The organism is Pelomicrobium sp. P1 (assembly GCF_052805615.1).
Genome location: NZ_JBRBEM010000022.1, coordinates 20557 through 39883, shown reverse-complemented (window position 1 = coordinate 39883; position 19327 = coordinate 20557). Strand labels below are relative to the sequence as shown.

The 19327-nt window shown below is 67.4% G+C and carries 14 protein-coding genes, 1 tRNA gene and 1 pseudogene; 12 read left to right on the top strand and 4 right to left on the bottom strand.

Going from position 1 to position 19327, the window contains the following annotated elements; all coding sequences use genetic code 11:
- The 7 genes and pseudogenes from groEL to ACUVYZ_RS16725 form a co-directional block, all read left to right on the top strand.
- Nucleotides 1-194 (top strand): annotated as a pseudogene (groEL, locus tag ACUVYZ_RS16755) (chaperonin GroEL); the annotation flags it as partial.
- A gap of 183 nt (nucleotides 195-377) precedes the next feature.
- Nucleotides 378-1052 (top strand): response regulator, encoded by a 675-nt coding sequence (locus tag ACUVYZ_RS16750; RefSeq protein ID WP_439935555.1) that lies wholly within the window; start codon nucleotides 378-380, stop codon nucleotides 1050-1052.
- Complete coding sequence (locus ACUVYZ_RS16745) at nucleotides 1042-2469, top strand: sensor histidine kinase N-terminal domain-containing protein (RefSeq protein ID WP_439935556.1); 1428 nt, start codon at nucleotides 1042-1044, stop codon at nucleotides 2467-2469. The genes ACUVYZ_RS16750 and ACUVYZ_RS16745 overlap by 11 nt, the downstream gene beginning before the upstream one ends.
- Nucleotides 2470-2539: 70 nt before the next feature.
- Nucleotides 2540-2848 (top strand): DUF485 domain-containing protein, encoded by a 309-nt coding sequence (locus tag ACUVYZ_RS16740; RefSeq protein ID WP_439935557.1) that lies wholly within the window; start codon nucleotides 2540-2542, stop codon nucleotides 2846-2848.
- Nucleotides 2845-4521: a cation acetate symporter gene (locus ACUVYZ_RS16735; protein ID WP_439935558.1), complete on the top strand. Its 1677-nt coding sequence runs from the start codon at nucleotides 2845-2847 to the stop codon at nucleotides 4519-4521. The genes ACUVYZ_RS16740 and ACUVYZ_RS16735 overlap by 4 nt, the downstream gene beginning before the upstream one ends.
- 100 nt (nucleotides 4522-4621) lie before the next feature.
- A complete protein-coding gene (locus tag ACUVYZ_RS16730) occupies nucleotides 4622-6094 on the top strand; it encodes a putative nucleotidyltransferase substrate binding domain-containing protein (protein WP_439935559.1) in 1473 nt (490 codons plus the stop codon).
- A gap of 266 nt (nucleotides 6095-6360) precedes the next feature.
- Nucleotides 6361-6436 (top strand) — tRNA-Phe (locus ACUVYZ_RS16725).
- A gap of 121 nt (nucleotides 6437-6557) precedes the next feature.
- On the opposite strand, the gene katG is transcribed toward ACUVYZ_RS16725, so the two are convergent.
- Nucleotides 6558-8750, bottom strand: a complete 2193-nt coding sequence (gene katG / locus ACUVYZ_RS16720; protein WP_439935560.1) for a catalase/peroxidase HPI — start codon at nucleotides 8748-8750, stop codon at nucleotides 6558-6560.
- 121 nt (nucleotides 8751-8871) lie between these two features.
- Here katG and ACUVYZ_RS16715 point away from each other — a divergent pair, with 121 nt between their 5' ends.
- The gene (locus ACUVYZ_RS16715; RefSeq protein WP_439935561.1) at nucleotides 8872-9777 is read left to right on the top strand and encodes a LysR substrate-binding domain-containing protein; all 906 of its coding nucleotides are present in this window, start codon (nucleotides 8872-8874) and stop codon (nucleotides 9775-9777) included.
- Between the two features lie 228 nt (nucleotides 9778-10005).
- Here the strand turns inward: ACUVYZ_RS16715 and ACUVYZ_RS16710 are convergent, their stop codons facing one another.
- The 3 genes from ACUVYZ_RS16710 to ACUVYZ_RS16700 all read right to left on the bottom strand — a co-directional run bounded on the left by ACUVYZ_RS16710 (nucleotide 10006) and on the right by ACUVYZ_RS16700 (nucleotide 12067).
- Nucleotides 10006-10284 carry a hypothetical protein gene (locus ACUVYZ_RS16710; protein WP_439935562.1) on the bottom strand — a complete coding sequence of 93 codons (279 nt, stop codon included), beginning with the start codon at nucleotides 10282-10284 and terminating at the stop codon, nucleotides 10006-10008.
- A gap of 61 nt (nucleotides 10285-10345) precedes the next feature.
- Complete coding sequence (locus ACUVYZ_RS16705) at nucleotides 10346-11578, bottom strand: HD-GYP domain-containing protein (RefSeq protein WP_439935563.1); 1233 nt, start codon at nucleotides 11576-11578, stop codon at nucleotides 10346-10348.
- Nucleotides 11579-11617: 39 nt separating this feature from the next.
- A complete protein-coding gene (locus tag ACUVYZ_RS16700) occupies nucleotides 11618-12067 on the bottom strand; it encodes a host attachment protein (RefSeq protein ID WP_439935564.1) in 450 nt (149 codons plus the stop codon).
- A gap of 351 nt (nucleotides 12068-12418) precedes the next feature.
- Between ACUVYZ_RS16700 and ACUVYZ_RS16695 the strand changes: the two genes are divergently transcribed.
- From ACUVYZ_RS16695 to prfA, 4 genes are all read left to right on the top strand, one after another.
- Nucleotides 12419-14407 carry a DNA topoisomerase IV subunit B gene (locus ACUVYZ_RS16695; protein WP_439935565.1) on the top strand — a complete coding sequence of 663 codons (1989 nt, stop codon included), beginning with the start codon at nucleotides 12419-12421 and terminating at the stop codon, nucleotides 14405-14407.
- Between the two features lie 25 nt (nucleotides 14408-14432).
- Nucleotides 14433-16856: a DNA topoisomerase IV subunit A gene (parC, locus tag ACUVYZ_RS16690; RefSeq protein ID WP_439935566.1), complete on the top strand. Its 2424-nt coding sequence runs from the start codon at nucleotides 14433-14435 to the stop codon at nucleotides 16854-16856.
- Between the two features lie 129 nt (nucleotides 16857-16985).
- Nucleotides 16986-18242: a glutamyl-tRNA reductase gene (hemA, locus tag ACUVYZ_RS16685; RefSeq protein ID WP_439935587.1), complete on the top strand. Its 1257-nt coding sequence runs from the start codon at nucleotides 16986-16988 to the stop codon at nucleotides 18240-18242.
- Complete coding sequence (gene prfA, locus ACUVYZ_RS16680) at nucleotides 18239-19324, top strand: peptide chain release factor 1 (RefSeq protein WP_439935567.1); 1086 nt, start codon at nucleotides 18239-18241, stop codon at nucleotides 19322-19324. The genes hemA and prfA overlap by 4 nt, the downstream gene beginning before the upstream one ends.
- Nucleotides 19325-19327: the final 3 nt, after the last annotated feature.

Below are 19327 nucleotides of genomic sequence, written 5' to 3'. Positions count from 1 at the left end.
AGAGCGGCGAGTACGGCGACCTGGTGGCCATGGGCGTGATCGACCCGACCAAGGTGGCGCGCACCGCCCTGCAGAACGCGGCCTCCATCGCCGGGCTGATCCTCACCACCGACGCCATGGTGGCCGAACTGCCGAAGGAAGAGAAGCCCATGGGCCACGGCGGCATGGGCGGCATGGGCGATATGGACATGTAAGAAGCATCACCCCCGCGCGGGCGTTTCGGCTCGCGCGGATCGATGTCCCCCAAGCCCCGCGCCCGCGGGGCTTTTTGTTTCCCGCTCCGCCGCCGTCCATAATATGGGCAGAGCGTCCGGTGCTTGCGGTAAATGGTTCGTTAACCATTTACCGAAGGTTCAAAACATGGAGGGCTCCGGTCGGTGCGGATCCTGCTGGCGGAAGACGATCGCATCCTGGGCGACGGGCTGGCGCGGGCGCTCCGGCAATGCGGCTACGCCGTCGACTGGGTCGAGTCCGGCCCAGCGGCCGACACCGCCCTGGCCGCCCACCGCTATGACCTGCTGATCCTCGACCTGGGTCTGCCCCGGCTGCCGGGCCTGGAGGTGCTTTCCCGTCTGAGGTCCCGGAACCAGCGCACGCCAGTGCTGATTCTCACCGCTCTGGATGGGACCGAGGATCGGGTCCGGGGGCTGGACGGCGGCGCCGACGATTACCTTACCAAACCCTTCGAGCTGGCTGAGCTGGAGGCCCGGGTGCGGGCGCTGCTGCGCCGGGGGTTGTGCGGTGCGCCCGGCGTGATCGCGCTGGGACGCCTGGCCTTCGATCCGGCTGCCCGCCAGGGCCATGTCGCCGGCAAGCCCGTCGATCTTTCGGCACGGGAGCTGGCCATCCTGGAGGCGCTGATCGGCCGCCCGGGCCGGCTGGTGAGCAAGCGGCAACTGCTGGAGCACCTGTACGAGTGGGGCGACGAGGTGAGCGAGAACGCCATCGAGGTCTACGTCCATCGGCTGCGCAAGAAGCTGGAGGGCAGCGGTGTGCGGATCCACACGGTGCGCGGCCTCGGCTATTCCATCGAGGCTTCCGATGGCCGCTGAAGCCCGCCGGCCGGCCCGGTCCCTGTTCATCGAGATCCTTGACTGGATGTTCCTGCCCCTCCTCGTGGTCTGGCCCCTGTCGGTGGTGGTGACCTACTTCGTGGCCCACGCCATCGCCGACCAGGCCTACGACCGAGAACTGGAATCGCGCCTGCACCAGTTCGGGGACCGCCTCCGCTGGCGGGATGGGCGGCTCCTGTTAGCGAGCCCGGGGATGGAGCCGACCGGGATCCTGGCAAGCCCGGAAGGTTTGCAGACGTTCTACCAGGTGAGAACCCGGGACGGCACGGTGCTGGCGGGGGAGGCGACGCTGGACATCCCGCTGCCGGCGCCGATGGACGCTCAGGTGCGTTTCGAGAACGGGCGCTTCCAAGGACGGAACGCCCGGCTGGCGTACGCCCTGCGGCCGGTGCCGGGGGCAGCGGAGCCCCAGGCCCTGGTGATCCTGGTGGGGGAGACCACGGAGCGCCGCGACCACCTGGCTTCGGCCATCGTCACCGGCATCACCCTGCCCCAGTTCCTGATCGTCCCCTTCGCCATGCTGCTGGTCTTGTGGGCGTTGCGGCGCGGCCTGCGGCCCCTGGAGCGGCTGCAGCGGGACATCCGGGAAACCCGGGCCGAGCGGCTCCGTCCCATCGACCAGGACCAGGCGCCCGAAGAGCTGCAGCCCCTGGTGCACGCCATGAACGAGTTGATCGCCCGCCTCGAGCGGCTGCTCCAGGCGCAGCAGCGTTTCGTCTCCCATGCCGCCCACCAGATGCGCACGCCCCTGGCGGGGCTCAAGACCCAGACCCAGCTCGCGCTGCGCCTCGCGCCGACGCCCGAGCTGAAGGCCTCCCTCGAGCAGATCGCCGCCGGCGCGGAGCGGGCCGGCCGCCTGGTGAACCAGTTGCTCGCCCTGGCCCGTGCCGAGGCGACCGGCGCCGGCCTCGCCCTCGCGCTCCTGGACCTGGTGTCCCTCGCCCGGGAGACCGTGGCGGAGTTCTACGACCGGGCGGTGGAGAAGGGACTTGAGCTAGCCTTCGAATCCCAGGAGCCTCGGGCGGTCATCCGCGGCCATGGGGCGTTGCTGCGCGAACTCACGAGCAACCTGGTGGACAACGCCCTCCGCTACACGCCCCCCGGCGGGCGCGTCACGGTGCGCCTGCTCGCCCGGCCTCGGGTGGTGCTGGAGGTGGAAGACACCGGCATCGGCATCGATCCCAAGGAACGGGCACTGGTCTTCGAGCGTTTCTACCGGGTGCTGGGCACCGGGGAGGAGGGCTCCGGCCTGGGGCTCGCCATCGTGCGCAGCATCGCTGAGGCCCACGGCGCCTGCGTTTCCGTGGAACCCAACTCGGCGGGAGTGGGCACCCGGGTGAGGGTGGCGTTTCCTTCCGGCGCCGGGGCGGATCGCGCCGCCGTAAGCCCCGCGTAAGCTTGGCCAGGTAGTGTGCACTCTTGGGTCGCCGCTTCGGCGGCGCTCTTTGCTCTGAGGAGGAAGCACCATGACGGACGAACTGCTGAATAAAATCTCCCGGGACCCCCGTTACCGGGAACTGGTGGCCCGGCGTTCCCGGTTCGCCTGGACCTTGGCGGCCATCATGCTGGCCATCTATTTCGCTTTCATCCTGGCGATCGCCTTCGACCCCACCCTGCTCGGGCGTCCCCTGGGCGGCGGGGTGACCACCGTGGGCATTCCCATCGGCATCGGCATCATCGTCGCGGCGTTCTTGCTGACGGGCATCTACGTGTACCGCGCCAACACCGAGTTCGACGCCCTCACCAACGAGATCGTGAAGGAGTTCAAAAAATGAGACCCCTGCCTGAACTGCTGAAATGGTCCCTGGCGGCGGCCCTCGCCCTGGCCGGGCCGGGACTGGCCATCGCCGCGGGCGCCCTCGAGGGGGAGATCAAGCGCCAGCCGGTCAACGTGGAAGCCATCGTCATGTTCCTGGCCTTCGTCGTCGCGACCCTGGGCATCACCTACTGGGCGGCGAAGCGCACCCGTTCGGCGGCCGATTTCTACGCCGCCGGCGGCGGCATCACCGGGTTTCAGAACGGACTGGCCATCGCCGGCGACTACATGTCCGCCGCCTCGTTCCTGGGCATCTCGGCCCTGGTCTACGCCTCGGGCTACGACGGGCTCATCTACTCGATCGGCTTCCTGGTGGGCTGGCCGGTTATCCTGTTCCTGATCGCGGAGAGGCTGCGCAACCTGGGCAAGTACACTTTCGCCGACGTGGCCTCCTACCGCCTCCAGCAGACCCCGATCAGAAGCCTCGCCGCGTGCGGCACCCTCACTACCGTGGCGCTCTATCTCATTGCCCAGATGGTGGGCGCGGGGCAGTTGATCCAGCTCCTGTTCGGCCTGCCCTACACCTACGCCGTGATCCTGGTGGGGGTGCTCATGGTCATGTACGTGATGTTCGGCGGCATGCTGGCCACCACCTGGGTGCAGATCATCAAGGCAGTGCTGCTGCTCTCCGGCGCGACCTTCATGGCGTTCATGGTGCTCTACTATTACGGCTTCAGCCTGGAGACCCTGTTCGCCAAGTCGGTGGAGGTCCACCCCAAGCACCAGGCCATCATGTCGCCCGGCACCCTGGTATCCGATCCGGTGTCCGCCATCTCCCTGGGAATGGCGCTCATGTTCGGCACGGCGGGGCTGCCCCACATCCTGATGCGCTTCTTCACTGTGGCGGACGCCAAGGAAGCGCGCAAGAGCGTGTTCTACGCCACCGGCTTCATCGGCTATTTCTACATCCTCACCTTCATCATCGGCTTCGGCGCCATCGTGTTCGTGAGCACCAATCCCGCCTTTCTGACCGCCGCGGGCGGGCTGGTGGGGGGCAACAACATGGCGGCCGTGCACCTGGCGAAAGCGGTGGGCGGGAACCTGTTCCTGGGCTTCATCTCGGCGGTGGCCTTCGCCACCATCCTGGCGGTGGTGGCGGGGCTGACCCTGGCCGGCGCCTCCGCGGTGAGTCACGATCTTTACGCCTCGGTGTGGAGGAAGGGCCGGGTGGACGAGCGCACCGAGATCCGGGTGTCCAAGATGGCCACCCTGGTGCTGGGGGTGCTGGCCATCATTCTCGGCATCCTGTTCGAGAAGCAGAACATCGCCTTCATGGTGGGGCTGGCCTTCGCCATCGCCGCGAGCGCCAACTTCCCCGTGCTGTTCCTGTCCATGTTCTGGCGCGGGCTGACCACCAAGGGGGCGTTCTACGGCGGATTCATCGGGCTCGGGACAGCGGTGGTCCTGGTGATCCTCGGTCCCACGGTGTGGGTGGACGTGCTGGGCAACAAGGAGGCGATCTTCCCGTACAAGTACCCGGCGCTCTTTTCCATGACCGCGGCGTTCGCCTGCACCTGGCTCATTTCGGTGCTGGACCGCAGCCAGACGGCCCGGCGGGAAGCGGAAGCCTTCGAGGCCCAGTTCGTGCGCTCCCAGACCGGCATCGGCGCGACTGGCGCGGCAGCCCACTGAGAACGGGCTTATCACGGTGCTCTGCCCCGGGGACGACGCCCCGGGGCTTTTTGCTATAAAAAGAGCCCATTGTCCGGGGAAATTCCCCAAGGATCCGCTGATGCACGCCTCTTCGCCGCCCCCCAACGCCACGGAATTTCCGGCCGGCGACACCGCTCCCGAGCTGGCGGCGCTGCTCCTCGCCCGCGTGGCGGACGTGCCGCTGCACCCGCCCACTCTGCTGCCGGGCACGGCGACCCTCACGGAGGCAGCCAGGTTCATGAAAGCGCAAGGGGCCACCTCGCTACTGGTGCAGGATGGGGCGCGCGTCGGGATCTTCACCGCCACCGACATGCGGGAAGCCCTGGTCCAGGGAGCGGACCCGGCCACCACGCCCCTTGCCCGCTTCGCCACCTTCGACCTGGTGACGGTCAGCGCGGACGAGACCCTCGCCACGGCGTTGGCCCTCATGTCCGAGCGCTCGATCCAGCGCTTGGTGGTGGTGCGCGCCGGCGAGATCGCGGGCGTGCTGGAGCAGGTGCGGCTGCTCTCCTTTCTCGCCGATCACTCGCTGGTGGTGGCGGTGCGGATTCGAGCGGCCGGAAGCCTCGCCGAGCTCAAGCACGTGATGGCCGGCATCGACCGGCTGCTCAACGACCTCTTCCGGGAAGGCATCCACGTGGAGCACCTGGCGCGCCTCGTGAGCGGGCTGCACCGGCGCGTCTACGCCCGGCTCTTCGACCTGGTGGTCCCCGCGCCGCTTCGCGGGGAGCTTTGCCTCATGGTCATGGGGAGCGAAGGGCGGGGAGAGCAACTGCGGCGCACGGACCAGGACAACGGGCTGATCGGGCGCGACGCCATCCCGATCGCCGAGCTTGCCTCGGCCGGGACCGCCCTGTCGGACGCCATGGAAACGCTGGGATGGCCGCCGTGCCCCGGCGGCGTCATGGCCCGCAATCCCAAGTGGGCGAAACCGCTTTCCGCTTTCCGGGAAGAAGTCACCTCTTGGGTGCGGCGCGGAGATGGCGCCTCGGTGCTGGATCTCGCGATTTTTTTCGATGCGCTGCCCGTCGCCGGCGACTTGAGCCTGCTCGCCCAGGCGAAGGACCGGGTGCTGGAGCTCGCCCGGGAAAACGACGCCTTCTGCGCCAAGTTCGCCCAGCCGGTGGAAATGTTCGGCGATGCGCTCACGTTCTTCGGCCGGCTGCGGGTGGAAAAGGACGGCGAGCGCCGGGGCATGCTGGATCTCAAGAAAGCGGGGCTCTTTCCCGTAGTGCACGGCGTGCGCAGCCTCGCCCTGCAATGCGGCCTCACCGAGACCAACACGTTCCAGCGCGTCCGCCAACTGGAGCACCGCCGGGTCTTCGACCAACGCTTCGGCGAGGCCCTGCGCCAGGCCTACCAGGCGCTGCTCGCCTTGCGCCTGAAGGCGGGCCTAGATCGGCCAGCAAGCGACGGGACTCCGGACAATTACATGGCGCCGGAGGCGCTAACGCCGCTGGAGCGCCGCCAGCTCAAGGAAAGCCTGCAGGTGGTGCGGGAGTTCAAAGAGATCGTGCGCTACCACTTCCGGCTCCACAGCTCGCTCTTTTGAATCGCCCGCCGCTCACGGCCCGGCCCCGCGGGAAGGCCCCGCCCCGGCCGGCTGCCCGGGGCGGCTTAACCCGTCACGAGGATTCCCGGTATAATTTTGCCTTTCCGCGAACCAAGTCGCTCAGTTGGTAGAGCAGCGGACTGACGGCTGGCCCGCGGCGCGGGCCAGCCGCAACGAAGGCTCACATCGCGTACGCGATGTGAAGCGAGGCGCGAGCCGAGCGGCCGGAGTTAAAATCCGCGTGCCAGCAGTCGGTAATACGAAGTGGCCAGGTAGCTCAGTTGGTAGAGCAGCGGACTGAAAATCCGCGTGTCGGCGGTTCGATTCCGTCCCTGGCCACCAATATACAGGTCAGCTTCTCCCACGGGCTTCCGTCCGGGCCCAGGACATCGGCAAAGCCGTCGCGTAGAGCCAGTTCCCGGACGGCCGCCTTGCGGTAGCCGGCCGGGATCGTGCGTCTTGCTCAGGCCGCAAGGTCGTAGCGGTCCAGGTTCATCACCTTGGTCCAGGCCGCGACGAAGTCCCTGACGAATTTCGCCTGCGCATCGTTCTGACCGTACACCTCGGCGATGGCGCGCAGCTGCGAGTTCGAGCCGAATACCAGGTCGACACGAGTCGCGGTCCACTTGGCCTTGCCGGTCTTGCGGTCGCGCACCTCGAACAGGCTCTTGTCGGCAGACACGGGCTTCCACTCGTTCGCCATGTCGAGCAGGTTGACGAAAAAGTCCGTGGTCAACACGCCCGGGCGATCAGTGAACACGCCGTGCTTGGCTCCGCCGAAGTTCGCGCCCAGCGCGCGCATGCCGCCGACCAGCACTGTCATTTCCGGCGCGGTGAGCGTGAGCAGCTGCGCCTTGTCCACCAGCAAGGCTTCCGCGGGCACCTCGGGGAAGCGGCTGCTGCGGTAGTTGCGGAAGCCGTCCGCGATGGGCTCCAGCGGCGCGAAGGAGGCGGCATCGGTCTGCTCAGGCAGGGCGTCCATGCGGCCCGGCGTGAAAGGCACCGTTACGTTCTGCCCGGCCTTGCGCGCGGCCTCCTCGACCGCGGCGCAGCCGGCCAGCACGATGAGATCGGCGAGCGAAATCTTCTTGCCGGCCTTGGCCGTACCGTTGAAGTCCTTACGGATGCCTTCGAGCACGCCGAGCACCTTGGCGAGCTGGGCCGGCTGGTTGACTTCCCAGTCCTTCTGCGGGGCAAGCCGGATGCGCGCGCCGTTGGCGCCGCCGCGCTTATCTGACCCTCTGAAGCTCGCGGCCGAGGACCACGCGGTGTAGACCAGCTCGGGGATGGTGAGGCTGGAAGCCAGCACCTTGGCTTTCAACGCCGCCACGTCCTTATCGTCGACGAGCGGGTGGTTGACCGCGGGAATGGGGTCCTGCCAGATCAGGTCTTCGGCCGGCACTTCGGGGCCCAGGTAGCGGGTCTTGGGACCCATGTCGCGATGGGTGAGCTTGAACCAGGCGCGGGCGAAGGCTCTAGCGAATTCTTCCGGATTCTTGTGGAAGTGGCGCGCGATCTTTTCGTACTCGGGGTCGTAGCGCATCGCCATGTCGGCGTCGGTCATGATGATGGGCACCTTCTTCGACGCATCGTGCGCGGCCGGCGCCATATTGGCGTCGGTCTGCTTGACAGGCGTCCACTGCCAGGCGCCAGCGGGGCTCTTGGTCAGTTCCCATTCGTTGCCGAACAGCATGTCGAGATAGCTCATGTCCCACTTCGTCGGCGTAGGCGTCCACGAGCCTTCCAGGCCGCTGCCGATCTGGTCGCCGCCCTTGCCCGAGCCGTAGGTGCTGACCCAGCCTAAGCCCTGGTTCTCGATATCGGCCGCCTCAGGCGCCGGACCCATCAGGAGCGGATCGCCGGCGCCGTGGCATTTGCCGAAGGTGTGACCGCCGCAGGTGAGCGCCACGGTCTCGTAGTCGTTCATCGCCATGCGCGCGAAGGTTTCGCGCACCAGGCGCGCGGAGGCGAGCGGGTCGGGCTTGCCGCCGGGGCCTTCCGGGTTCACATAGATCAGCCCCATCTGCACGGCGGCGAGCGGATTCTCGAAGTCGGGCTGGGTGCCGCCGCGTTCGTCGCCGAGCCATTGCGTTTCGGAGCCCCAGTACACGGACTCGTCCGGCTCGTAGACATCGGCGCGCCCGCCGCCGAAGCCGAAGGTCTTGAAGCCCATGGACTCCAGCGCGCAGTTGCCGGCTAGCACGATGAGATCGGCCCAGGAAATCCTGTTGCCGTACTTCTGCTTGATCGGCCACAAGAGGCGCCGCGCCTTGTCCAGGTTGACGTTGTCGGGCCAAGAATTGGTCGGCGCGAAGCGCTGCTGGCCCAGGCCGGCGCCGCCGCGGCCGTCGCCGACACGGTAGGTGCCGGCCGCGTGCCAAGCCATGCGGATGAAAAGCGGCCCGTAATGGCCGTAGTCGGCCGGCCACCAGTCCTGCGAGTCGGTCATCAACGCATACAGGTCTTTCTTGACCGCCGCGAGGTCGAGCTTCTTGAACTCCTCGACATAATTGAACGAGGCGTCCATCGGGCTGGTCTCGGAAGCGAACTGGCTCAGAATCTTCAAATTCAACTGGTTCGGCCACCAGTCGTGGTTGGTCGGCGTGCCGCCACCGGCAGCGGTGGCGTGATGAAATGGGCATTTGCTTTCGGACATGGCCTCTCCTCATAGTAGGACTACGACTCCACGGTGGAGTAAACCTATTGAAAGCCATGGTTGAGAATTTGTCTAATGAATCGTTTAGAATATTTCCATTGATGGAATCGAACGGCAGCGCATGACACTTCAGGAGTTGAAATACCTTGTCGCGCTGGCCGAGCACGGCCATTTCGGTCGCGCGGCCGAAGCCTGCTCCATTAGCCAGTCCACGCTGTCCACCCAGATCAAGAAACTGGAGAATTTCCTTGGGGTTACGTTGTTTGACCGCAGCGTGAGACGCGTGACGCCCACCCCCATCGGCCGCGAAATCCTCGCGGCGGCGCGCAGGATCGTCGAGGAGGCGGAGCGCATCCGCGAACTCGCCCGCCATGCCCAGGACCCGATGGCGCGCACGCTCCGTCTTGGCGTCATTCCCACGCTCGGGCCCTACTACTTGCCTCACGCGCTTACGCTGGTGCACAAAAAGCATCCGAAATTGCGCCTGTTGCTGCGCGAGGAAATGACACCGCAGATCATCGCTCATTTGCTCGATGGCCGGCTCGACGCGGGGCTTCTGGCGTTGCCGATGGGCGACGACAACCTCAGGATCGCGCCGTTGTTCTACGAGCCTTTTTATGCCGCGCTCCCCGCCGGCCACGCGCTAGCGGCAAGCGACATGGTGAGGGTTGCTGATCTAGCCCGAGAGAAGCTGCTGCTGCTCGACGAAGGCCACTGCCTGCGCGACCAGGCCCTCGACATATGTGGCGTCCGTGCCGGCATTCGCGAGGAGGTGCGCGCCACCAGCTTGGAGACGCTGCGCCAGATGGTGGGCATGGGGCTGGGGGTGACGCTGCTGCCGGCCTTGGCGATCGACACGGGACCACGCGCGAGCCGGAAAAGCGTGGAAAGCCGGCCATTCAGGAAACCCGCGCCAGGACGCACGATCGGCCTGGTGTGGCGCAGGAGAGCGCCGCTGCCGGAAACCTTCGAGCGCCTGGCCGAAACGCTCAAATCCGCATTGCCCGCCGGGGTAGTGCCGGTTTGATGCGATAGCGATTCTGCGGCAAAAGAAAGGCCAGAGGTCGATGGTCGTCAGCCGTTGACCGAAAGTTCAAGGATTTTCTCTCGCTGATCGGGCAGGGAGGTTATCGGTCCCCGGATGAGGAAAATAACGGGTTCCGCTTCCATTTCCGTCCCGCCCCTGCGGCCCTTCCCTCACCGGCCAAAGCCCGTTCCCTCCGCGGCCGGGCTTGCCCGCGGCCGGGCGGCGAGTTCACGCCATCCCACCCGTCGGCGAACCGAACCTGCCGGCGCGCAGGTCGTCGGCGAAGTCCGACACCCAACTGGATCCGCGCCCCACGGGGTACACCGCCACCCGGTGGTTGCGGGTGCAGGCGACGGCGACTTCCCCCGTTTCCGCCTCCACCTCCGCGGTCGCGGGATCCAGAGGCTGTTCCGTGAGGGTGAAGTCTTCCGGGCGCCAGCCGTGCCGGCGCAGGGCGGCGATGAACGCCTCCCGCTCTTCCGGGCTGATCAATCGGAACTCGAGCATCGCCGGGCTCCTTCTACCTTCTGTCTGGTTCCGGTCCGTTCCGCCCGCGGGGCAGACGCAGCTAACGGCGGAAGCAGTCCTCGGGGTTGACGCCGTAGGTCCCCGGTTCCAGCGCGCGCTTGATTTCCCGGGAGCCCGGCGCCTCCGCGCCCAGGTCGACGAGCTCCTTGGCCGGATAAGGCTTCTTGTCCGCATCGAGGACCAGGATGACGCGGGGCTTCAGGCGGTTGCCCGGATTGGACGCCGCCACTACGGCCACCTCTCCCGTGCTCAGCTCCACCAGACTGCCCGCTGGGTACGCTCCCAGGCACTGGATGAACTCCTCCACCAGATAGCCGTTGAAGAGCTGGTGGCGCCATTGGTGCATCATTTGCAGCGCCACGGCGTGGGGTACGGGAGGCACCGGCAGGCGATCGCTGGTCAACTCCTGGAAGCAGTCCACGATGGCGGCCATCTTCCCGAACGGCCCGACCTGGTCGCCGCCCAATCCTTCCGGGTAGCCGCTTCCGTCTTCCCTTTCGTGGTGGGTCGCCGCCATTTCGATCACCTCCGGCGGCATGCCGGGCGTGGCGCTGAGGATCTCGACCCCGTACTGCACGTGACCCTTCATGAGTCTGAGCTCCTCGGCGCTCATGCGCCCCTTCTTGGCGAGGACCTCTTCTGGCAGCCGGATCTTGCCGACGTCGTAGAGCAGGCCACCGAGCCCCAGCAGTTGCAATTCGTCCCGGTGCAGGCCCAGGTGGCGGCCGAACGCCAGGAGGCAGATGGCCGCGTCGATGGAGTGTCCCAGCAACGTGGCGTCTTTGGCCTTGAGGCGGGTGAGCAGCAGGAGCGCGTTGGGGTTACGGATCACGCTGTCCACCATGTCGCCCAGCGCTTGCTTGAGCTTCGAGGTCTCCAGCATGCGCCCGTTGCGGATCTCCTGCTGGACCTCCTGCATCAGAGTGTAGAGGGTCTGGCGGATGGGCTCCGCCCGCGGGAACTCCTCCTCCACGCTTGCCTGTTCCTCGTACAACACGTTCCCGGGGACCGGGTGGGAGGCGCTCGCCGCTTTGACGCCCGGGGCGGCGGAGGAGACCGCGGCCTGTCTCGGCGCGGGGCCGTCTTGGCCGCTCGAGCCTTTGAGGGGATCGATGTAGACGTAGGTGCAGTAGCGTTCCAGTGCCTCGATCTGCTCCCTGCTCTCGATCAGCAGGCCTTGCAAGGGAAAAGGCGTTTCGAGCCAGGGGCGATCCAGCTCGCACACGAACATTCCGGGACGAAGATCGGCCACCAGAACCTTTCGCTTGTTCATGATAGGAACGCCTGGGGAATCGTTCCGATGGAGGCGGCGCTACACGGCCGAGAACAACCGCTCCGGCAGCCGGGCTCTGATCTCCTGGGGCCGCAGGTGCATCAAATCCTTGTCGATCTCGAACTCCACCAGGGCCCGGGTCTCTGGCGTGAGCCGCTCCCGCAGCAGGCCCAGGAACTCGGGGGCGGCCACCAGTCCGAGCCGGTCGAACTCGCCCCGCACCCGGGCGGCGTCTAGGCGGCTGGCGATCTCGATGGCGAACTTGATGGCCTCGGTTTCCTTGGGGTCCACGTTGGGCTCCTTGGCGTGGCGCCCCTCGCCGCTGCGGTCGAAGGTACGCCCGGGGACGTCCGAGACCAGCTCCCGGGCGTGCAGCCTGCTCTCCGGATGCACCAGTGCCTCCAGCTCGGTGAGGGGTCCCAGGGGTTTTTCGGCCAGAAAGATGCGCGCCTTGGCCTTGTCGGCCACCAGGATCCACATTTTTCGCATGGTATGTTCTCCCTGACCTGAGAATCGGGATGATCGAAGCAACTTCCGCTCCTTCACTCCTCCGTGGGTATCCTGATTCTATCTCGATTCTATATGGTATTCCGGAGCCGCGGGTTCAAGGCGGTGGCCCCAGCGTGACAGGCTTTTCCGCACTGTGCCATAATTTCGCGCCGAACGCTCCGTGGTCGAGGGGCGCGGGCAAGGAGAACCCTAAACGACAAAGCGGTTTTCTCCCATTGACGACGCGGAACACCCAAGGCTTGCGCGATCCCGAAAGTCGGCAAGCCTTTTTCGCTTCTTGAATGGCGGCTTGAGCCTTTCCGCGGAGCGGCGGGGAAGCGATTGACCATCATGGCCAAGGACGCGGGCTACAGCGCAAAGGACATCGAGATCCTGGAGGATCTGTCGCCGATCCTCCATCGGCCGGGGATGTACACCGATCCCCAGAACCCCAACCACGCCCTGGTGGAGGTGATCGACAACGCCGCCGACGAGGGGCTCGCCGGGTTCGCGAAGCGCGTCTCGGTGATCCTGCACGAGGACGGCTCCGCCACCGTGGAGGACGACGGCCGTGGCATTCCCATCGACGTCCACCCCAAGAAAAAGGTGCCGGCGGTGCAGGTGATCTTCACCACGTTGCATTCCGGCGGCAAGTTCCGCAAGACCGACAAGGACGCGGCCTACCGCATCGCCGGGGGGCTCCACGGGGTCGGCGTGTGCGTGTCCAACGCCCTGTCCCGGCGGCTCGAGGTGGAGGTGAAGCGGGACGGCGGCCACTACCGCATCGTGTTCGCCGACAACGGCCAGGTGAAGGAGCCCCTGCGGAAAATCGCCGCCGTGGGGCCCCGGGAGACCGGGACCCGGGTGCGCTTCTGGCCCGATGCCAAGTATTTCGACTCGCCGAAGATCGACGTCCAGCAGATCGTGGCACTGCTGCGCGCCAAGGCCATGTTGCTGCCCGGCGTGCGCTTCACCTTGGGGATCGAGAAGAAGGGCCGAATCGAGACTACCGAGTGGCACTTCCCGGAGGGGATCCGGGGCTACTTCGCCGAGGCCATGGCCGGGCTCGGGCCCGTCGCCGCGCCCTTCTACGGCGAGCGCTACATCACCGCCCAGTCCGAGTCCGACAGCTTCGCGGAAGGAGAGGGGGCCCTGTGGGCCATCGCCTGGACCGCCGAGGGCGAAACCGTCACCGAGTCCTACGTCAACATGATCCCCACGCGCCACGGCGGCACCCATGTGGCGGGTCTGCGGGAAGGGGTCTACCAGGCGGTTAGGAACTTCATCGACCTGCACTCCATGGGCAGCCGCGGCTTGAAGGTGGTGCCGGAGGACGTGTGGTCCCGCGCCTCCTACGTGCTGGCGGTCAAGATGCTGGATCCCCAGTTCAAGGGCCAGGTGAAGAACGAGCTGATCTCCCGCGATGCGGTGAAGCTCGTGGCCCAGATGGTGCGCGACCCCTTCGAGCTGTGGCTCAACCAGCACGTGGAGGAAGGCAGGCGCATCGCCGAGCTGGCGATCCGCCAGGCCCAGGCCCGCACCCGGGCGGCGCAGAAGGTGGAGCGACGCAAGAGCTCCGGCGTGGCGGTGCTGCCCGGCAAGCTCACCGATTGCGCCAGCGACGACCCGGAGCGCAGCGAGCTCTTCATCGTGGAAGGCGATTCCGCAGGCGGCTCGGCCAAGCAGGCCCGGGACAAGGAGTTCCAGGCGGTGCTGCCCCTCAAGGGGAAACCGAAGAACACCTGGCAGGACGATCCCCATACTCTCTACTCCAACAAGGAGATCGAGGCCATCGCGCTGGCCATCGGCGTCGATCACCACAAGCCCGGCGACGCGGTGGATCTTTCGGGGCTGCGCTACAAGCGCATCATCATCCTGGCGGATGCGGACGTGGACGGGGCCCACATCCAGGTGCTGCTCTTGACCCTCTTCTTCCGCCATTTCCCCAAGCTGATCGAGCGCGGCCACGTGTACGTGGCCCGGCCGCCCCTGTACCGCGTCGACGTGCCGGCCCAGGGCAAGGGCCGCCCGGCGCGCAAGCTCTACGCCCTGGACGACGCCGAGCTGGAATCGCTGCTCGCGAAGCTCGCCGACGAGGGCGTGCGCCCCGGGAGTTGGACGGTGAGCCGCTTCAAGGGCCTGGGGGAGATGAACCCGGAGCAGCTCTGGGAGACGACCCTCAATCCGGACACGCGCCGCGTGCTGCCGGTCAGCCTCGCCGGGGCCGAGCTGCAGGAGTCCCTTTCCGTCTTCAACATGATGATGGCCCGGGAAAACGCCGCCCAGCGCCGGGAGTGGATGGAGGCTTACGGCAACCTGGTGGAGGCGGACATCACGTGAGGGCCGAAGAGTAAGGAAGGCTTGGATGGGAAACCAGTCGGAGCTGTTCGAAGGCGGCGCGACCGTCGTCGGGGAAAAACCGAAACCCAAGGGCTCGCCTCCGGCCGGCGGGTCGGGCAGCGGGAGGCTGCCGCCCTACTTCGCCCCCCTGGAGGGCGAGCCCGGCGATGCCCTGCCCCTGGGCAGATATGCATCGACCCAGTACCTGCAGTACGCCGTCGCCACGGTCAAGGACCGGGCGCTGCCCCGGCTCGCCGACGGGCAGAAGCCGGTGCAGGGCCGAATCCTCTACGCCATGTGGGAGGCGGGGCTGCGCTCCGGCGCCAAGCGCACCAAGTCCGCTGCGGTGGTGGGCGATGTCCTCGGGAAGTACCATCCCCACGGCGACGCGTCGGTGTACGACGCCCTGGTGCGCCAAGCCCAGGACTGGACCCTGCGCTACCCCCTGATCGACGGGGAGGGCAACTTCGGTTCCCGGGACGGGGACGACCCCGCCGCCTACCGCTACACGGAGGCGCGGCTCACCCGGTTCGCCGAGGTGCTGCTCGCCGAGGTGGACCTGGGCACGGTGGACCTGGTGCCCAACTACGACGGCACCCGCACCGAGCCTAAGGTATTGCCGGCGCGTCTTCCCGTGGTGCTCTTGAACGGCGCCTCGGGCATCGCGGTGGGCATGGCCACCGAGATCCCCAGCCACAACCTGAACGAGGTGGCGCGCGCGGCGATTGCCCTGATCCGCGATCCCGGGCTCGGCGTGGAAGAGCTCATGCAGTACGTCCCGGGCCCCGACTTCCCGGGAGGCGCCCAGATCATCACCCCGCCCGAGGAGCTCAAGCAGGCCTACGAAACGGGGCGGGGAACGATCCGGGTGCGGGCGCGCTGGACAATCGAGCGCCTGGCCCGGGGCCAGTGGCAGGTGGTGGTGCAAGAGCTGCCGCCCGGCACTTCCGCCCGCAAGGTGCTGGAGGAAATCGAGGCCATCACCAATCCCCAGCCCAAGCCAGGCAAGAAGTCCCTGGCGCCGGAGCAGGTGCGGGAGAAGCAGCTCATGCTCTCCATGCTGGACCGGGCCCGGGACGAGTCCGACCGGGCCCACCCGGTGCGGCTGGTGTTCGAGCCCAAGACTTCCCGCGTCGACGAGACCGAGTTCGTGAACCTGCTGCTGGCCAAGACCAGCCTGGAGACCAACGTCTCCCTGAATCTCACCATGGTGGGGCTTGACGGGCGGCCCGCCACCAAGTCGCTGAAGCAGGCGCTCGCCGAGTGGCTCGAGTTCCGCCTCGCCACGGTGACCCGGCGTACGCGGCACCGGCTGGCGCAGGTGTTGGAGCGCATCCACGTGCTGCAAGGGCGCATGCTGGTGCTGCTCCACGTGGACAAGGTGATCAAGATCATCCGGGCCGCCGACGATCCCAAGGCCGAGCTCATTAAGGCGTTCAAGCTCACCGAGCGCCAGGCGGAGGACATCCTGGAGATCCGGCTGCGCCAGCTCGCCAAGCTCGAGCACCTCAAGGTGGAGAAAGAGCTGGAGGAGCTGCGCAAGGAACGGGAGACGCTGGAGAAGGTGCTGGCGAGCCGGCGGGCCCTGGAGAACCTGGTGGTTAAGGAGATCGAGGCCGACGCCAGGACCTACGGCGACGAGCGCCGAACCCTCATCGAAGCCACCGAAAAGGCGGCAGTCGCCGCCCCCGTCATCGACGAGCCGGTGACGGTGATCTTTTCCCGCAACGGCTGGGTGCGCAGCCGCCAGGGCTGGGAAGTGGACGCCTCCACCCTCTCCTTCAAGGAAGGTGATTCCCTGGCCGCCCTGATCCACTGCCGCACCGTGGACCCGGTGGTGTTCCTCGACTCCAACGGACGGGCCTACACCGTGCAGGCCTCGGAGCTGCCGAGCGCCCGGGGCGACGGCGCGCCCGCCTCCTCCCTGGTGGAGGTGCAGGCAGGCGGCCGTATCCTGCACTGCGTAGCGGGCAGGCCGGACACCCGGGTGCTGGTGGCGGGAAGCGGCGGCTACGGCTTCATCACCACCCTCGGCGACATGCTGTCCACCCGCCGGGCCGGGCGCGAGTTCATGGCGCTGGAACCGGGGGAGGCCCCCATCGCGCCCTTCGTCTTCGAGGACTCCCCGGGCAACTACGTGGCGGCCCTCTCGGAGCGGGGGCGGCTGCTCCTCTTTTCCATCGCCGAGATGAAGCGCCTGGCCCGGGGCCGGGGAGTGATCGTCATGGGGCTGGAGACGGACGAAAAGCTCGCCGCGGTGGCGGTGTCGGACCAGCAGGAGCTCTCGGTCAGCGGCGTCGCGCCCCGCAGCGGAAAGAGCAAGACCCTGGTCCTCGCGGGCGAGAAACTGGCCCATTATTGCGGGCATCGGGCCCGCATGGGGCGGGGGCTGCCCGAAAAGCTCCGCCCGCCCCTCGGCCTGTCGGTCCCGGCTCGGCCGAGCGCCTGAGCGCCGGCGCCTGCGGCCCGCCAAGGCCCCCCGTCCTGCTGGTGCGCCCCGGATGTTCCCATACTATAATCAATCACTTTTTGCATTTTCGGAGCGCCGGCGAGGCGTTTCGTGCCCGCCGGCGGGGCCATGCAGTTGTACACCATCGGAATCAATCACCAGAGCGCCCCCCTCGAGGTGCGGGAAAAGGTCGCGTTCCAGACGGAAGCGCTGACGGATGCGCTGCGCGACCTGGTGGAGCGGCGGCCGGTCACGGAAGCCGCGATCCTTTCCACCTGTAACCGCACCGAGGTGTATTGCAGCACCGACCAGCCGGACGAGGCTGTGCGCTGGCTCGCGGGCTACCACCGCATCCCCGCCGCCGCCCTGGAGCCCTACCTGTACCAACTCCCCCGGGAGCAGGCGGTGAAGCACGCCTTCCGCGTGGCGAGCGGCCTGGACTCCATGGTGGTGGGCGAGCCCCAGATCCTCGGCCAGTTCAAGGAGGCGGTGCGCACGGCGGAGCAAGCGGGGACCCTGGGGGTGCTGCTGCACAAGCTGTTCCAGCGGACCTTCAGCGTGGCGAAGGAGGTGCGCACGCGCACCGACATCGGCGCCAATTCCGTCTCCATGGCCGCCGCGGCGGTGCGCCTGGCGCTCAAGATTTTCCCCTCCATCGGCGAGCAATCGGTGCTGTTCGTGGGCGCGGGCGAGATGATCGACCTGTGCGCCACCCATTTCGCCGCCCACCGGCCGCAGCGCATGACCGTGGTCAGCCGCACTCTGGACCGGGCGGAGGCGCTGGCCGCGCGGCTGCAATGCCGGGCCGTGACCTTGAGCGAGCTGCCGGACGTCCTCGCCTTGCACGACATCGTCATTACCTGTACCGCTAGCCCCCTGCCCCTCCTGGGCAAGGGGCTGGTGGAGCGGGCGGTGCGGGCGCGCAAGCACCGGCCCATGTTCGTGGTGGATCTCGCCGTTCCCCGGGACGTGGAACCCGAGGTGGGCGAGCTGGACGACGTGTTCCTGTACACCGTGGACGACTTGGCGGAGATCGTGCAGGAGGGCATGGACGCGCGCCAGGGCGCGGTGGTGCAGGCAGAGGCCATCATCGACAGCAACGTGGTCTCGTTCATGGAATGGTTGGAGGCCCGGCAAATGGTGCCGACCATCCGGGCGCTGCGGGACCAGGCGGAGCGCCAGCGGCGGTACGAACTGGAGCGGGCGCTGAAGGCCCTCGCCCGAGGCGAAGACCCGGTCCGGGTGGTAGAGGCCCTGTCCCGGGCCCTCACCAACAAGCTGCTCCATGCCCCCAGCCACGCCCTGTCCCACGCGACCCCCGAGGACCGGGAGCGGCTGCTGGAGCTCGTTCATCGCCTGTACCAGATGCATCACCCCCACCCATGAAGCGCAGCCTGGTCGAACGGCTGGACAAGCTGGAGCGGCGCCTGGAGGAGATCGACCGGGCTCTCGCCCGGGAGGATGCGGCGGCCGATCTCGACCACTACCGTAAGCTCGCCCGGGAGCACGCCGAACTGACGCCCCTGGTGGAGCTTTACCGGGGTTACCGCCAGCGGCAGCAGGACCTGGAGGCCGCCCGGACGATGCTGGGCGACCCGGAGCTCAAGGAGCTGGCGGAAGAGGAGCTGGAGCAGGCCCGCGGGCAGATCGCCCGCATCGAGGCGGAGCTGCAGCGAATGCTCTTGCCCAAAGATCCCAACGACGAGCGCAACGTGTTCCTGGAAATCCGCGCCGGCACGGGGGGCGACGAGTCGGCCCTCTTCGTCGGAGACTTATTCCGCATGTACTCCCGCTATGCCGAGCGTAAGGGCTGGAAAGTGGAAGTGCTGAGCGCGAGCGCGAGCGAGCTGGGCGGCTACAAGGAGATCATCGCCAAGATCGTGGGCAAGGGGGTCTATTCCCGCCTCAAGTTCGAGTCCGGCGGGCACCGGGTGCAGCGGGTGCCGGCCACCGAGACCCAGGGTCGCATCCATACCTCGGCGGCCACGGTGGCGGTGATGCCGGAGGCCGACGAGGTGAGCGACGTGGTCCTCAACCCGGCGGAGCTGCGCATCGACACCTTCCGCGCCTCGGGTGCCGGCGGCCAGCACGTGAACAAGACCGACTCGGCGGTGCGGGTGACCCATCTGCCCACGGGCATCGTGGTGGAGTGCCAGGACGACCGCTCCCAGCACAAGAACAAGGCCCAGGCCCTGGCCATCCTGGCGGCCCGGATCAAGGACAAGCAGCTCCGGGAGCAGCAGAGCCAGCAGGCCGCCACCCGCAGGCTCCTGATCGGCAGCGGCGACCGCTCCGAGCGCATCCGCACCTACAACTTCCCCCAGGGCCGGGTGACCGACCACCGCATCAACCTCACCCTGTACAAGATCCACCAGATCATGGACGGGGATCTGGACGAGCTGCTGGATGCCCTCGCCACCGAGCACCAGAGCGAGCAGCTCCAAGCCATGGCGGAAACCCCGGCGTAAGTC